Origin of the sequence: Mesorhizobium sp. KR9-304, from assembly GCF_040049215.1 — a bacterium.
GTDB lineage: Bacteria > Pseudomonadota > Alphaproteobacteria > Rhizobiales > Rhizobiaceae > Mesorhizobium_K.
Genome location: NZ_JBDZDN010000009.1, coordinates 1 through 14551, shown reverse-complemented (window position 1 = coordinate 14551; position 14551 = coordinate 1). Strand labels below are relative to the sequence as shown.

Below are 14551 nucleotides of genomic sequence, written 5' to 3'. Positions count from 1 at the left end.
CCTGCAATTAAGAGAGATGCAACTACGGTTCTGACGTGCGGCTTCATGGGTTCGATCTCCAACAATGCTGCGACGTGACTTCATCGCTGGAATTGTCTTGGAAACCCCAGAACCGTTTTCGTCGATCAATGCGTAAATCGCGCTCGATGAAGACGGATTGATGAAAAGCGTCTTGATCAAGTCGTCAGAAGCCCAAGGCTCATTCCCCGGTCTGGGTCAAGCTATGGGCATATTTCGTCTCATAGGGTTCGGACTTACTCTTGACAGAGAAGGAATAATGTATGGCCTTGTGCGGACGCCCCACTAACCGAAACATGCGGGGTTGACCCGAATGAAGGCGGAATGTCCTGACCTGGTCGGACTTCATCACCAGTTCGTAAAAGCTATCCTCAATCTCAACCTCGACCACCTGCGCGCCGTGCCGATGATTGAAGGCCAGGGCGCAAAGGCCACTGCTTTCGCTTTCGGGAAACCGCTGGTTAGAAGGCTCGATCACTGTCTTGTCCGCAACCGCGAGTTCAAAAAGCACTTCAATGCAGCTGGAATCCTTCGGTGCTCGATACTCGACTAGCGACATTCCAGTAGCCAACGTGATTTGCCCGGCCTCCGTCTCGGTGTTTGCGATTCCATCATCGGGCGGAGTCAGGAACGCTCCCTCGGACGTCCCCACCGGTTTAAATTGGTCAGGCGAATTGGTTGGTACGCCAGGGGAAACCGCTGGCGCCGATCCATTGGCTGCCATCTGTGGCTTCGCAACCAGAGCCCCAATTTCGGATCCCGCCAAATAGACTATAGCCATCCCCAGGAACACAAGCACCAGGACTGCGGCGGTCCGAGGGGTCATTTTACTGATCGCTCGTGCCTTTGAGAATCTACTGGTCGATAAGGCCGACGGACGGATGGTTAGTCCGGAAATTGCAGGTTTGAGAAATAGGGCCAACGCATCGAAAGCCTCGCGTAATGTCGAAACCGTCGCTGGAGCTACTAAGTCCGCTATCTGCGTGCCAATGATGCGGGATTCTTCACCATTCGGCAGAATCACCAGAAGTGGTATGCCATTCGCCTTGTGAAGCGCCAGAGCGCCGCGTGACGATTCCAGCTTGGTTTTCAGATGATAGATGTCCGGTAGGATAGAGAGGTCCGATTGTATTGCCCCTGTGGCCCAAATAGCGACGTCCGGTTTCTCCCGGACGATTTCATGGCCATGAAATCTGAACCAGTGTGCGATGGCTACCGGTAGTTCCCAGGACCGCCCGGTTTCGAGTGCACGGTCCAGCGTCAAAGCAAATTGTGGGCCCCCTACATCAAACACCTGGCGGAGCGGGCCGGCTGGTCCAACGAAATCATGATACCTCTCACTAATATCGGTCAGAGGTTGGTAGTCTGCCGCGGTATTCACAAAGCTCAGGGGCAGATTTTGGCGTGGATCAAGTCGGATCACCAAAGCCGGGCCCGCTGTAGTCGGAACAATGATCGCGACCCGCATCCCTTGTTCTCTACGGCAACAGATAGATTTCGCTGTCGGGCTGGCGTATCCCCTCGTCGATCGCCCTCATATCATCTCGGCGGTGATCAAGGGGTAGCTGCACGACGTTTCTGATGGCTCTCCCAAGCCGGATTCGACCACCGCCTCCTTCCCTTGTTCGCACTTCAATCCATTCCACCGGGTCTGTGCTTTCTCCCAGGTAAACGACCAAGTACGTCATATCGGCCTCGTCTACGAGTTCCACTCGATGTGGACCAACGAGCCTGTTGCGAACGCCCCCGGTGCCAGCTGCGACGGCCATGGACGAGAATGACGACGCGCTAGTCCGAAGAGCGTCGAAATAGATTGCTCGGGCTCTTGGCTGCTCGCGAATGAGGCGCTCAATATCAAGGTCGGCAATCCCGGCCTCGCGCGATGCATATGCGATCAATCGGGAAGCGGGGATAACCGCAGAAGGAGCAATGTCAAATTCACGCTTCGAAACGACGCGCATGTCCTGCATCGCTGCGAAACGCTGCAGGAGGTCCTCTTCGTTATCAACGGCCATCAGACTTCTCGTTGCTCAGATAAAGGGCGGCGAGTTTGGCGGCAAACCGCGTTCGGTCATCTGCGAACCCACCGTCACTTCCAGCTTTGAGACGTGTACCCCATGATCTTACCAATCTAGCCAGCGCCGACCCTACCGTTCCCAGCGCTGGCTCGAGCCTTTCGAGCTCCGCTCTAAATTCAGCCTGTTCAAGGCCACTGAAACTCTTGCGTCGCATCATAGCCGACGCCTTGTTAGAGAGAGTGGAATGGTTAGCCGCGTTTTCGTTGGTTCCAGCGTCCGGTTCGACCCCGACAGCCAAAGCAAGGCAATCGTTGACGGTCGTCAAATAGGAAGCCATTCGATCTTTGATATCAACATAGCTTGCCCCGCCTTCACAAGCGATCAGTTGCGAACCTTGCCCGGCGGCGTCGCCCTGCCGCTCAAACTGCACCAGCGAGGATTGAAAAGGGCCAAACGCAAACAATGTGAGACTCGACCTTGCCCAACTTAGTGCGTGACGCCCCAAATGGGCGAAACGTTGTAGGTCCGAAAGCTCTGTCCGCTTGAATATCTTCAGCTTGGCTGTAGCGATTACATCGATGGCCTCATCAAGAACATCATCAAGCGAGCCGTAGTGGTATTGGGCCTGATCATCAGCTAGATGCAATCCCTTCGGGTCGTCTAGATTTACCACCGAGCCGGTAGCGCGAACCAGTTCCACGGAATCAAGATACGAGATCATTGCGTACAGTACTGTTTCGTAGAGGGTCCAGCGGGAGCGACTCGCTTCTCGACACCAAAACTCGAGCGCACTGCCGTCTCGCGGCAGAGGTTCGTTCGGGTAGTGCAGCCTTAAGTACTGCCGAATATCGTTGAACTGACTCCGGTGCCGCTCAGCAGGAAGATACTGGGCCCTGTACCGGTACAGGCATGCGGCAAATTTGGACGTACAAGCCTTTATTGCAGAGGCTTCGTGCGGCGACGCCGACAGGCTCTGATAGGCTTCAGAAATTGCCTCAAAGTGTCGGTAGCCGTCCATCGACGCCAGAAAGTCCAGCAGTGCCAGATTTAACTTTCCGATTTTGGTTCGAGGTAACCTATTAGCCAGCGCGAGTAGGTCGAACAGCGAGTTTGAGACGCGCATGCTTGATGTAACGCTCAAATAATGGGCAAGGGCCTTGGCCAGAAGGAAAAGAGGCAGGTCCCGATTGCCGCCGGTTGCACCGATGACGATCGCACGCAAGCGTCCGCCTTCGATGGCGCCGAGCGAAGCCGCGTCAACAACACCTTCCAAGTCGTTCACGACTTGCTGGCTTGCACTCGCTGCGGCTTCGTATCCGTCTACCATCTGCTGCTCAACGCTGTTTCCCAAAGCTGGTCTGAAACGATCGCGCACACCCTTAGCATGCTTAGGCATACTTGCGCCGAGGTTGTTTGTGCTGACTGCCCTTTGGAGTTAGTTCGCCCCCCCTTTCCCTCCGCACACGTTACGGGCTGGATGGGCTCGCCATTGCGCGCAATCGGCAGGGTTTATGATCGCATGTGCAGTTGAATAGGTTCGGTTGACGATACGTGTCTTTACGATCGTGGTTAGAGAAGGTTGGATGTCAGGCCCACTCCCTCCGCCACCTGCCCTCGCGAAATCGTTCTCCCGCTCGGTCTTAGGCTGGATTTTGTCGTTATTTTCGAGGGTTATGCGGGATTGGCTGTTAACCGGCTCGGGCGCCAGGTCACCCAAAAGTGCTTTTTTGCGCAGATACTCTCCAAACCTATTAACCGGCTGCTTCCGGTAGATAGCCTGCAAGTGTATGATTTTGCTTAGCAAACCATAGGTGCTAGCAAGACTTTTTTACCGATATCACGCGGTTGGCGTTGGGAACCGGTAGCGAACTGTTTCGATGACCGAAATGGGGGCTGGAAGCAGTAGGTCCGCTTTTGTGCAGGGAAGAACGATAGCGGACGTTCAACCTCCAAGGTTTGATGTCGTGAGCCAACCAAAGGCTAACGTCGCACGATTCGTAGTTCAAGGGTTCGGATCGCGGCAACGGACATTCAGACCCACGCTGTTCGAATAGCGTCGGCGCGCAAACATCCCGCCGCTACCGATCAAATCCGGGCACCGAATTCAGGACAGACGAATCTTTGTGTTGCGGGAATCGATGACGCGACATGGCTGAAATTCCGCGCTAAACTGAGCGGCCGGTCGCACACAACGGAGGGTAGCCATGAAACGGCTCTATATCCTCGCATCGGTTACTTTGGTGTTATCTGCCTCCAGCGTCGCCGCTGAACTCACGGCAGAGGTTCCGAAGGGAGACCCTGAGTTCATTGCAAAGGCGATGTCCGCTGCACCAGCGGACATCGGGAAGAATGCCACATTCATTCGCATAGCTGACGGCTTCAAGACGACCACCATCAAGCCCGGAACGAACGGATGGACCTGCGCCGTCGATCCCGCCGGCGAGCCGTGGTGTGCCGACGCCGTCGGTCTTGAATGGTTCAGGGCAGTTTGGACCCAGGCCGAGCCGCCGGACAAGACCGGCTTCATCTACATGATGGCCGGAGACCTGGGCACCAGCAACCATGATCCTTATGCGACTGATAAGTCGCATTGGGTTCTCACGGGTCCGCACGTCATGATAGTCGGGAAGGCGGCGCACGAGATGGCGGCCAGGTACCCGAATAAGTTGGACCCCGATCCAACGCACCCCTACGTGATGTTTCCGGGGAACAAGTATCAGCACCTGATGCTCCCTGCCGACATGGGAACGGGCCACAGCCAGTAGCGGCCTCTACCGCCGCGTTCTTGGCCGGTCGCGGCGGCTTTCCTCGCCCATAACAGTCACATCAAGCCTGTGGGCGCTACGTGCCCAAATGCGGGGGAGTTCGATATGCCATGGGCGTGCTTTCCAACAGACCCAGTGGCTGCTCCCCATCGGGCGCTGTTTCCTATAGGATGTTCTTAGACACCGGAGCAGGCTATGGCCGTGGACCGTGTTCAGCGCAAGTTGGCCGTCATCCTTGCTGCAGATGTGGCGGGCTACAGCCGGCTGATTGGTGAGGATGAGGAAGGCACGCTTGCGATCCTCCGGACGTATCGAGAGATCATTGACCGGCTGATTGCGAAACACGACGGCCGGGTATTCGGCAGCGCCGGGGACAGCGTCGTCGCCGAGTTCACTAGTCCTGTCGAGGCGTTGCGTTGCGCAACCAGAATTCAGTTCGAGCTCGGCAGACAGAACGCCGAACTCCCCGAGCCAAGCCGCTTACGCTATCGCATCGGAATCAATTTCGGTGATGTCGTCGTAGAAGGCGACAATCTGATGGGAGACGGCGTGAATGTCGCCGCCCGCTTGGAAGCACTGTCACGGCCTGGGGGAATATGTGTGTCGGAAGCGGTCTACGCGCAGGCTCGGGACCGGCTCTCGCTCGAATTCGTCGACCTTGGCGAACACAAATTGAAGAACATCGCCAGGCCCATCCGCGCCTATCGTGTGCCGCTCCCCTCCGAGGAACAGGATAGCTCGCCCTTCCGCGGTCTCGATGTCTTCGAGTTTGAGAACGCTGACCTCTTCTTCGGAAGGGCGTGGGCAATTGCCGCTTGCACCGAAAGGCTGCAGCAGCTCGCGAGCGCCGGCAAGGCCTTCCTGCTCATCTACGGGATGAGTGGATCTGGCAAATCCTCTCTTCTCAGGGCTGGCCTGCTGCCATCGATCACTCGACCAGGTGCTGTGGCGGGTATTGATGTTTGGCGCCGCTGCCTAATCCGTCCGTCCGAGGGACTTGATGCCTTGGCTGCCTTGACGATTGGGCTGTTTCGCGACGGTGCTTTGCCCGAGCTTGCTCTCGAAGCGACCGTAGTGGAGTTCACTCAGCTCTGTCGGAGGGCCCCTGATCGCGCGCTGGCTCTGGTGCGGCAGGCCCTTGGGAAAGCTGCCGATGCTGCCGGGACGGCTCGCTCGCAAATCAGGCTGCTGGTCGCGGTCGATCAGTTGGAGGAGCTGTTTACCACGGAGACGCAAGCATCGGCACGAGAAGCGCTTGTGCGGCTCATGGCGACATTGACCGCCAGCGGACTGGTCTGGCTGATTGCGACTATCCGCTCGGATTTCTTTCACCGTTGCGGTGAGGTCCCAGGGTTTTCGGCGCTCAAAGACGGTCTGGCCAGCTATGAGCTGCTGCCGCCGACAGGCCCCGAGATCGCACAGATCATCCGTGAACCGGCGAATGCAGTCGGCCTCCGTTTCGAGGAGAGCGCCGATCAGGGCAGACTCGATGATGTTCTGCAGGAGGCTGCAGCCGCCGATCCCGGTTCTCTGCCGCTTCTCGAGTTCGTGCTCGATGCATTGTACGAGGCGGGCCGCGAGCGCCGGATTCTCACCTTCGCCCAATATCGTGCGCTTGGAGGCCTCGAAGGCGCGATCGCGCGTCGCGCCGATGAAGTCATCGAGGCGCTTCCGCCGGACATTCAGGAGGCGCTGCCGGCGCTGCTGCGCGCCCTTACCACGGTGCGCCAAGGCGACGAGAAGGTCACCGCACGCCCGGCCGCGCTCAGCGAGATCGCAGCAACGCCAGCCCGACGGGCGCTCGTCGACGCGATGATCGCGGCGCGGCTGCTCATCAGCGATGAAGATGTCGCCGGCAACGCCTTCGTGCGCTTGGCGCATGAAGCGCTTTTATCGCGCTGGCCTCGCGCCCGCGAGATCGTGAACGCAAACAGAAACTTCCTAGAGACGCGTGCGCGGCTGCGGGCGGACGCTGAACGATGGCACTCAGACAACAAGAATCACGAGCTACTATTGCCTTCGGGCAAGCGTTTGGCTGAAGGCCAGGAGTTACTGCTTTCGAGACGGGCGGAAGTAGACAGTCAGGTTGTCGACTACATCGAGGCGTCTTCGCGTGCCGAGAACGAGAGGGCGGAGCTCGAGCGTCAGGCCGAGCGGACGTTGATCGAGGCGGCTGAAGCTGCAAAACGCGAACGCCTGGAGCGGGAGGCGGATCGGCTGGCGGGCGAAGCTGAGCGTCGGAACCTTGCGGCGGCGGCCGCGATAAAGCTGGCACGACGCACGCGCTACGCGGCCGTCGTTGCAGCAGCCCTGGCGTTGGTAGCTGGCCTCGGTGCATTCGTCGGCTTCGAAGGACAGCAGAAAGCGACGCAGCACGCGGCATTGGCGCAGGCGGCGGAGTCGGAAGCCCTGGAAGCACGCGATCAAGCGCTGAGGACCCAGTCACTATCGCTCTCGTTCCTTTCGCAGGATGCCGCGGCGAGAGGCGATACCGAGGCCGCAATCTTGCTGGCGCTCGAGGCACTGCCAGCGGGTACACGCTCCGGCGCGCGACCATATGTCCCTGAAGCGGAGGCTGCCCTCTATCAGGCCTTGCTGGGACATCATCAGGTGAAAGTCTTCAAACATGAGGCGGCAGTTACAGATGCAGCCTTCAGCCGAACCGGCGACCGGATCGTCACCTCTTCCTACGATAAGACCGCACGCATTTGGGATGCCACCAGCGGTAGCCAGACAGTGGTCTTGAGAGGTCACGAGGGTGTCGTTGAGAGGGCCGAATTCAGCCCTGACGGAAGCCGCGTTCTTACGGCCGCGAGGGACGGAACAGCACGCATCTGGGACGCGATGTCGGGAAAGCAGCTCTTTGTTCTTCAGCCGGTCGGGGATTTTCCAACGGCGACTTTCAGCCCCAGCGGTAACCAGGTGCTGACGACCGGCGACAACAGCGCCTTCTCGCTCTGGGACGCTCGCACCGGAGCGAAAGTGCTCACCGACGACGAGCGCGGAGCCGCCGCGACAGCGACATTCAGTCCGGATGACGCCCACTTCGCAACTTTCCAAGGTTTTGCGGGCGGAGCCAGTGATTTTGTCGTTTCGATTTGGAATGCAGAGGATCGGAGGGTGAAGCAGATTCTGCCGGTTCGCACTTGGCCATCCCGCCTTGAGTTCAGCCCGGAGGGCACGCGCATGCTCGTAGGCGCGTATGGGTCGATCACAATGGGGCATCTGTCGCGCCTCTTTGACATCGCGAAGGGGACGGAAATTGCCACTTTTGCGGGCCATAAGAGCGACACGCAATTGCAGGGCGTCATGTTCAGTCACGACGGCAGCCGAATTGCGACGGTTTCGATCGACGGCAGCGCAAGGCTCTGGGACGGTATCTCGGGAAGATTGCTCGATGTCCTCGGCCAGGAGTCCGCAGGGCGCAAACTGATAGACATTGCCGCCGATGAGCGGGATCGGGAAATCAATAGCGTGTTCAGTCACGACGATCGCTACCTGGCGACCACTGCCTTGGACGGCATAATCCGTATCTGGAACATCGATCCCGGATCACTTCTGATGCTCATCCGGGGCCATACAGGCCTGATCGAGCACGTTGAGTACAGCCCGGTCGACAACAAGATCATTCTCACTGCGTCGCACGACCGCACCGCTAGGCTCTGGGACGTCGACGGGCCGCTGGCGACCGAATTGCTCCACGACAATCTACCGAGCTTCGGCATCTTCAGTCCGGACAATGTGCATCTCCTGACGGGAGGTGGGGACGCGGCAGCGCACCTGTGGGATATCGCAACAGGTCAAGAAGTAGCCCGGCTAGATACGCAAGAGACCGTCCAGCGCGCCGCGTTCAGTCCAGAGGGACGTCGCGTTGCGACTGCGTCGAAGTTTGGCAACGTTGTCATTTGGGACGTCGCCAGCGGACGCGAAATCGCGCACTTCACGTCAGGCGTCGGGCTGCGTCAAATCCAGTTCAACTCCAAGGGCGACCTGCTGGCTTTGGGAAAGATCGATGGTTCCGCTGAATTGTGGGACGCAGCGAGCGGCGCCAAGCTGGCCGTCCTCAAGACGAGTTCCACGCTGCCGCAGGCCGTCTTCAGCCCGGACGGGCAACTCCTCCTTACCGCCACGAGCGACAACGCCGCACACTTGCTGAAACCGGATGGGACCGAACTGAAAACTCTGCTCGGTCATGAAAGCCGGATCTCGGCAGCGGATTTCAGCCCTGACAGCCAATTGGTTGCCACCGCTTCGCTCGACCAGACTGTCCGGATCTGGTCGGTGATGGATGGAACGAACGTTGCCACTCTGCGAGGTCAGGGCGACGAAGCTACGATTGTCTCGTTCAGTCGTGACAGTCAGTTCCTGCTCACCGCCTCGCGTGACGGAACCGTGAGGGTCTGGGGCGTGTCCGACGAGAAACAAAAGACCGTCTTGAGGGCGCACAGCGGCGAATTGAGTAGCGCTCAATTCAGTCCCAATGGTTCGTATGTCGTGACGGCGTCTTCAAAGGATCGCTCGGTTCGGCTCTGGGCGGCGCAGTCCGGGCGCGAGATAGCAGTGCTTGCCAAGCCCAGTGAAGAGGTTGTTCGACCGGCTCTGACACGTGCTGCTTTCAACTCGGAAGGAACGAGTATCGTCATCGTACCCGGCGGAGGAAATGTGCGAGTCGTTCGTGTCTTCCCGACACCGCAGAACCTGATTGATTATGCGCGGAGCGTTGTTCCTCGCCAGCTCACACCTTGCGAGCGGCAACGCTATTTCCTGCCAATTGAAGGCGATGTTGGCGCTTGTCCAAGCTGATACAGAATATTACCTGCTGGTGACTTGACCTCATGGCGCCGCCATTTCGAAGACGCGCGTTGGGCCCTTTTTGGTCATTGCCCAGCCGTTTGCCAGTGACTGTATTTGGCGCAAAGCTGCCTGCAGCCTCTAGAATAGCGAGGTCCGCATTTGGTGAATGGACGGGGCCGTAGGAATGACCGCCATGCGGCGCAAACCTGCCGGTACGCGATCAAGCAGAATATAGCGGAACCGTCATTGACTGCGCCCCATCGTGCGCCGCTGGACGTCCCAGTCATCGTCGATGCCGGTGCGCAATTCCTCCGCCGTGATAGACATGGTATGCGCCTCGAGGACGGCCTCGATAATATCCGGGGCTAGGAACGTCAGCCGCAGAATGCGGGTCAGGTAGGACGGCGCGATGCCTTCGTGCCTGGCTAGATCGGCGATGGTGGCGAAGTCGCCTGACTCCAGCATTTGTTTCCAGCGGTACGCGCGCGCCAGCGCCTTGATGAGCGTGCTGTCGGTGCGCTGCGACCGCGCGGCGCCATCGGGCACGTGCATCTCTTTCCGGCCGCCGCGCTTCATCAGGCGGAACGGGACGTGCAGCGTCACGGTCTCCGCGATCGGCGTGGCGCGGCTCATGCGGCCAGCTCCAGGTCCTTGGGCCGCATCTCACTCGCAAGACCACCGAGACCGTCGATGCGAAGTCGGAGGATCAGGCCGGCGGCGCCGATGTCGACGCGTTCCACCAGCAGCGCCACGATCCTTGCCTGTTCGGCGGGAAAAAGTTCGTCCCAAAGCGGATCGAGCTGCAGAAGCGCTTCACGAACGTCGGCCTCGGTGATGTCGCTGTCTTGTCTCCGAGCCGACTTCCATGTTCCGGCGACGACCTCCGGCTGCCGGAAGACAGCGCGCAGTTGGTGGACGACAGCCGCCTCCATGTCTCCCGCCGCTACGCGGCCGATCGGACAGGACCCCGCGCCATGCTTCAGCACTGTCTGGCTGACATAATAGCGGTAGAGCCGCCCACCCTTCCTGGTATGCGTCGGCGAGAACGCCGCGCCGTCGGGACCGAAGAGCAGCCCCTTCAGCAGCGCCGGCGTGTCTGCGCGGGTGCGGGCTGCGCGCTTGCGCGGGCTCTCCCGTAGGATGGCGTGAACCTTGTCCCAAACCTCCCGCTCGATGATGGCGTCGTGCTCGCCCGGATAGCTGGTTCCTTTGTGGACTGCCTCGCCGATATAGGCGCGGTTGTTCAGCATCCGGTAGACGTACTTCTTGTCGATCCGGTTTCCATGCAGCGTTCGCATGCCCCTGTCCGCTGCCGCGCGAGCCAGCATCGTTCCGGAACCGATTTCGAGGAAGCGATCGAAGATCCACCGGACGTGTGCCGCCTGCTCCTCGTCGACCACCAGCTTGCGGTTGTCGACCCGGTAGCCCAGAGGCGGTACCCCGCCCATCCACATGCCCTTCATCCTGGAGGCGCGGAACTTGTCTCTGATGCGCTCGGCCGTCACCTCCCGCTCGAACTGTGCGAAGGAAAGCAGGATGTTCAGCGTCAGCCGCCCCATCGACGTGGTCGTGTTGAAGGATTGGGTGACCGAGACGAAGGTCACGCCGTTGCGGTCGAACACCTCGACCAGCCTGGCAAAATCCATCAGCGAGCGACTGAGCCGGTCAATCTTGTAGACCACCACCACATCGACGAGCCCGTCATCGATGTCGGCAAGCAACCGTTTGAGGGCTGGCCGCTCCAGGGTGCCGCCCGAGATGCCGCCGTCGTCATACCGGTCGCGTACCAGCACCCAGCCTTCCGAGCGCTGGCTGGCGATATAGGCCTCGCAGGCCTCGCGCTGGGCGTGGAGAGAATTGAACTCCTGCTCCAGCCCCTCCTCGGAGGATTTCCGGGTGTAGACGCCGCAGCGCAGCTTGCGCAAGACCTTCGGCTTCTCCACGTTCATCGTCATGCCCCTCCCCTGCGATGGTTCCTGAGGCCGAAGAAGAGCCAGCCGTTCCAGCGCGTGCCGGTGATGGCACGGGCGATGGCCGACAGCGACTTGTAGGGCCGCCCCTGCCATTCGAAGCCGGCGGCCGTCACGGTGACGACATGTTCGATGCCCTGCCATTCGCGCAGGAGGCGCGTGCCGGTGATGGGCCTGTCGCGGTCGGCGCGGATGCGACGGACCGCGACGTTGCCGCCGTCCAGTTCCTCACCCAGTCGTTCGAGCCGCCGGATGGTTTCCGGCTTCAGTCCCCCATAGGCGAGTTCCTGAATACGGTATGCCAGTCGGCTTTCGAGATAGCGGCGGTTGAAGGGCGGCGGCTCGCTGTCGAAGAGGTCGCGCCACTGCCGCTTCAGATCTGTCGTCGGGCTCGTCTTCAACGCCGCCAGGCGCGCGGGGATGGGATCGGACATGGTCATGCGGTTCCGCTGAGTTGGAGTTGCATGGCGGTATCGGTCGTGTAGGCGCATTTCTCCGTATTGGCAGAGGCTTGTCCGTATCGCTCGGGTTGATACGATCTGCGCGTTCCACCAGTGTGGACAGTTGCGCTGGAAGTCAGGATATGAGCGGCAGGAAACGGAGCATTCTCGCCTTCGAACTTGCCGGCGCGGTCTTCATGGTCGTGGTGGGCTCGGCCTTGCATTTCCTGTTCGACCTGGCGGGCGGATGGCCTCCGCTTGCACTGATCGCCGCGGTCAACGAGTCCATCTGGGAACATCTGAAGCTCGCCTTCTGGCCGGGGCTGTTTTGGGCCGGCTTCGCGCCATTGCCAGCCAGTCTGCGTCGGCGCGAGCTGCTGGCGGTGAAGGGGTCTAGCCTGCTCGTCACGGCGGTCCTGATCGTCGCAGTCTTTACCACCTATACGGCGATCCTCGGCCGCAACCTCCTGGCGCTGGACATTGGCACATTCGTGCTCGCCATCCTGATCGGACAGGCTCTGTCTGTCGCGCTGCGGGCCGGCGGCACGTTTCGCCGCAGGGCTGTCAGTCGTGCAGGTGTGTGGCTTCTGGGCCTGCAGATACTGGCCTACAGTCTCTTCACTTTCCTCCCGCCTGACCACTGGCTCTTTGTCGAGGCAAGCAGCGGATTGCGGGGCATTCCGCCACCCTGAGGCCGGTGTCGCTTCTCGACTTTGGCGACCTGGGCGCGCGGGTATGGGATCGAGATTGCTCATGCGTTTCTCGGCTCGGTTGCGGTTGCATGACCGCTCAGGTCAGCCGCACAGTCCAGCAAACCATTCTCCGGACGGGCAGATTGTTCGCTTGACTGACGCGCGCGAAGCCGAACCAGGCCGAGCGCAAGCAAGCCGCACAACTCGCCGCGGCGCTCGGCCGGCGACATCAGGACGGGCGGCATGGCATTGGGTCCGGTCGTGGATAAAGTTCGAGATTCGAGCCTCATGGGAACCGGCGTAGACCCGGTTCCAAACGATGCCTACCTGGTCAAGTAGGCGAACGCGCATGTTCGCAAACGAGAGCAACTCCACAAAAATGTCTTCAAATACGCCGGGTTTGTTCACGGTGACGTAATCTCTTCTCCGGGACACGCCGGCGCACCGAGGTGACATCAGGGGGGAGCCATGGGTCACCAGCATCTGCTGAACCTGCCCCGGAGCCGCGAGTGGCAGGCCGTTGTGGCGCTGCTGAGAAACGGCAATGACCTCGCGTCGATCGCAGCGGCAACATCTCGCGCGGCTCAGCTCAGCATGATCGACGCTTCGGACGACGAGGTAGTTCGTCAAAGCTTCTTCCTGCTCACCCAGATACCGATCGCGGCTCGAGCGGACGATTTTCCCAAAGCTCTGAGGCGAGTTGGGATCGCGGTCGGCGATGACCCGGGACTGGTCGAGCTCTGCAGCGCCATGATGAGTGCCGTGGATCGCTTCATTTCTTCCAAAGGCGTCCGCACCGACTACGGTGAGATCGCACAGCTCGCGGTGGTCGAGAGCGTGTACCGGTTGATCGGCCGGGAGCTGAGCGATCTTTTCGACACCGATCGACGGCTCAAGATGACACTATCCTCGTTTGCGGAGCCGCGACATTTCGCAGTGCTTGCCAGGGAATTCTTCGCGCGGCTGACCCGCCGCCACCTCGATTTCTATCTCAGTCGCGAACTCGCGTCGCATGTCGGGACGGACCAGTACTTTCCGAGCTTGGCGGAACATGAAGACTTCGAGACCGCACTCGATCTGCATTGCCGTGAAGCCACCCGTATCATCAAGGAGTTCTCGGCCGACTGGTTCTACAAGCACACTGTAGAAGACGGTATCGACCGGGAGCTTGCCGGGCGCTTCGTGCATGTGGCGGCCGGCAAGATACGCGACGAATTGGTCCGTCGGGACACGGCTCATGCATGAGACCCGGATCATCTGTGGCGGCATCGCTACTTCGAAACAAAGGGACGTCATCGAACTCGACCTGTCTCCCAACGCGCCAACCCATCGTCGCATCGATTTCGATACGACGAGGCTTTGTGCTCCCCTGGTCGACGACCTGCCGGATGTACTGGCCGATGCAGTGGAGCTTGCAGCGTATCTCTATTGCGCCGATCGGCTGGTCAAGCGCGGCGGGACTGGACGTGGGATCGGTTCCGAATGGCACCGCAATTTCAGGTTCCAGATCCCGGTTCGTCGCATCGACTCATGGCAACGGCCCGACGTGCAGTTGGCTCTGCGCGATGCGCTGTCGATTCTGTCCGGAGACACGTTCATCTTCGAGTTCTCCAAGGCAGTGGCGCCGATGTCCGTCGAGCCTTTTCTCGGCTTTGGCGATCAAAACGCTCAGACGATCAGACCCGACAAAGTGTTGTTGTTTTCAGGCGGGTTAGATTCACTTGCCGGCGTCTGTCCGGGATCAGCGCCTATGGCACAGAAATGAGGGTGTGATTTAAGGAGTGTTCGTTCTCGTCGGAGACGAAGGAACGAACATGAATTCGAAGTCGACTGGCGGCAAACGCTCCGCCGAAC

General features: G+C 59.9%; 11 protein-coding genes. 5 read left to right on the top strand and 6 right to left on the bottom strand.

The window, feature by feature from the left end; translation table 11 throughout:
• Positions 1-199: 199 nt before the first annotated feature.
• The 3 genes from ABLE71_RS25445 to ABLE71_RS25435 are packed head-to-tail and all read right to left on the bottom strand — an operon-like array spanning position 200 to position 3432.
• Positions 200-1486, bottom strand: coding sequence for a hypothetical protein (locus ABLE71_RS25445; RefSeq protein WP_348786284.1), 1287 nt, complete (start codon positions 1484-1486; stop codon positions 200-202).
• Between the two features lie 10 nt (positions 1487-1496).
• The gene (locus ABLE71_RS25440; protein WP_348786283.1) at positions 1497-2033 is read right to left on the bottom strand and encodes a hypothetical protein; all 537 of its coding nucleotides are present in this window, start codon (positions 2031-2033) and stop codon (positions 1497-1499) included.
• Complete coding sequence (locus ABLE71_RS25435) at positions 2023-3432, bottom strand: hypothetical protein (protein WP_348786282.1); 1410 nt, start codon at positions 3430-3432, stop codon at positions 2023-2025. Before ABLE71_RS25435 ends, ABLE71_RS25440 begins: the two co-directional genes overlap by 11 nt.
• An 808-nt stretch (positions 3433-4240) precedes the next feature.
• On the opposite strand from ABLE71_RS25435, the gene ABLE71_RS25430 reads away from it, so the two are divergent.
• Together ABLE71_RS25430 and ABLE71_RS25425 are read left to right on the top strand one after the other, a co-directional pair.
• Positions 4241-4801, top strand: a complete 561-nt coding sequence (locus ABLE71_RS25430) for a hypothetical protein (protein ID WP_348786281.1) — start codon at positions 4241-4243, stop codon at positions 4799-4801.
• Positions 4802-4996: 195 nt separating this feature from the next.
• Positions 4997-9604 (top strand): adenylate/guanylate cyclase domain-containing protein, encoded by a 4608-nt coding sequence (locus ABLE71_RS25425; RefSeq protein ID WP_348786280.1) that lies wholly within the window; start codon positions 4997-4999, stop codon positions 9602-9604.
• 234 nt (positions 9605-9838) lie between these two features.
• Here the strand turns inward: ABLE71_RS25425 and ABLE71_RS25420 are convergent, their stop codons facing one another.
• The 3 genes from ABLE71_RS25420 to ABLE71_RS25410 are packed head-to-tail and all read right to left on the bottom strand — an operon-like array spanning position 9839 to position 11999.
• Positions 9839-10228 carry a hypothetical protein gene (locus ABLE71_RS25420; protein WP_348786279.1) on the bottom strand — a complete coding sequence of 130 codons (390 nt, stop codon included), beginning with the start codon at positions 10226-10228 and terminating at the stop codon, positions 9839-9841.
• Positions 10225-11550 (bottom strand): recombinase family protein, encoded by a 1326-nt coding sequence (locus tag ABLE71_RS25415; protein ID WP_348786278.1) that lies wholly within the window; start codon positions 11548-11550, stop codon positions 10225-10227. Before ABLE71_RS25415 ends, ABLE71_RS25420 begins: the two co-directional genes overlap by 4 nt.
• The gene (locus ABLE71_RS25410; RefSeq protein ID WP_348786277.1) at positions 11547-11999 is read right to left on the bottom strand and encodes a DUF2924 domain-containing protein; all 453 of its coding nucleotides are present in this window, start codon (positions 11997-11999) and stop codon (positions 11547-11549) included. Before ABLE71_RS25410 ends, ABLE71_RS25415 begins: the two co-directional genes overlap by 4 nt.
• 149 nt (positions 12000-12148) lie before the next feature.
• Between ABLE71_RS25410 and ABLE71_RS25405 the strand changes: the two genes are divergently transcribed.
• The 3 genes from ABLE71_RS25405 (at position 12149) to ABLE71_RS25395 (ending at position 14462) form a co-directional block, all read left to right on the top strand.
• Positions 12149-12697: a DUF6512 family protein gene (locus tag ABLE71_RS25405; protein WP_348786276.1), complete on the top strand. Its 549-nt coding sequence runs from the start codon at positions 12149-12151 to the stop codon at positions 12695-12697.
• 594 nt (positions 12698-13291) lie between these two features.
• Positions 13292-13942: a hypothetical protein gene (locus tag ABLE71_RS25400; RefSeq protein WP_348786275.1), complete on the top strand. Its 651-nt coding sequence runs from the start codon at positions 13292-13294 to the stop codon at positions 13940-13942.
• Positions 13935-14462 (top strand): hypothetical protein, encoded by a 528-nt coding sequence (locus tag ABLE71_RS25395; protein ID WP_348786274.1) that lies wholly within the window; start codon positions 13935-13937, stop codon positions 14460-14462. The genes ABLE71_RS25400 and ABLE71_RS25395 overlap by 8 nt, the downstream gene beginning before the upstream one ends.
• Positions 14463-14551: the final 89 nt, after the last annotated feature.

Coding starts and splice junctions, on each gene's coding strand:
- ABLE71_RS25445 (WP_348786284.1), bottom strand. CDS start 1,486: ATGCGGGTCGCGATCATTGTTCCGACTACAGCGGGCCCGGCTTTGGTG.
- ABLE71_RS25440 (WP_348786283.1), bottom strand. CDS start 2,033: ATGGCCGTTGATAACGAAGAGGACCTCCTGCAGCGTTTCGCAGCGATG.
- ABLE71_RS25435 (WP_348786282.1), bottom strand. CDS start 3,432: ATGCCTAAGCATGCTAAGGGTGTGCGCGATCGTTTCAGACCAGCTTTG.
- ABLE71_RS25430 (WP_348786281.1), top strand. CDS start 4,241: ATGAAACGGCTCTATATCCTCGCATCGGTTACTTTGGTGTTATCTGCC.
- ABLE71_RS25425 (WP_348786280.1), top strand. CDS start 4,997: ATGGCCGTGGACCGTGTTCAGCGCAAGTTGGCCGTCATCCTTGCTGCA.
- ABLE71_RS25420 (WP_348786279.1), bottom strand. CDS start 10,228: ATGAGCCGCGCCACGCCGATCGCGGAGACCGTGACGCTGCACGTCCCG.
- ABLE71_RS25415 (WP_348786278.1), bottom strand. CDS start 11,550: ATGACGATGAACGTGGAGAAGCCGAAGGTCTTGCGCAAGCTGCGCTGC.
- ABLE71_RS25410 (WP_348786277.1), bottom strand. CDS start 11,999: ATGTCCGATCCCATCCCCGCGCGCCTGGCGGCGTTGAAGACGAGCCCG.
- ABLE71_RS25405 (WP_348786276.1), top strand. CDS start 12,149: ATGAGCGGCAGGAAACGGAGCATTCTCGCCTTCGAACTTGCCGGCGCG.
- ABLE71_RS25400 (WP_348786275.1), top strand. CDS start 13,292: ATGATCGACGCTTCGGACGACGAGGTAGTTCGTCAAAGCTTCTTCCTG.
- ABLE71_RS25395 (WP_348786274.1), top strand. CDS start 13,935: ATGCATGAGACCCGGATCATCTGTGGCGGCATCGCTACTTCGAAACAA.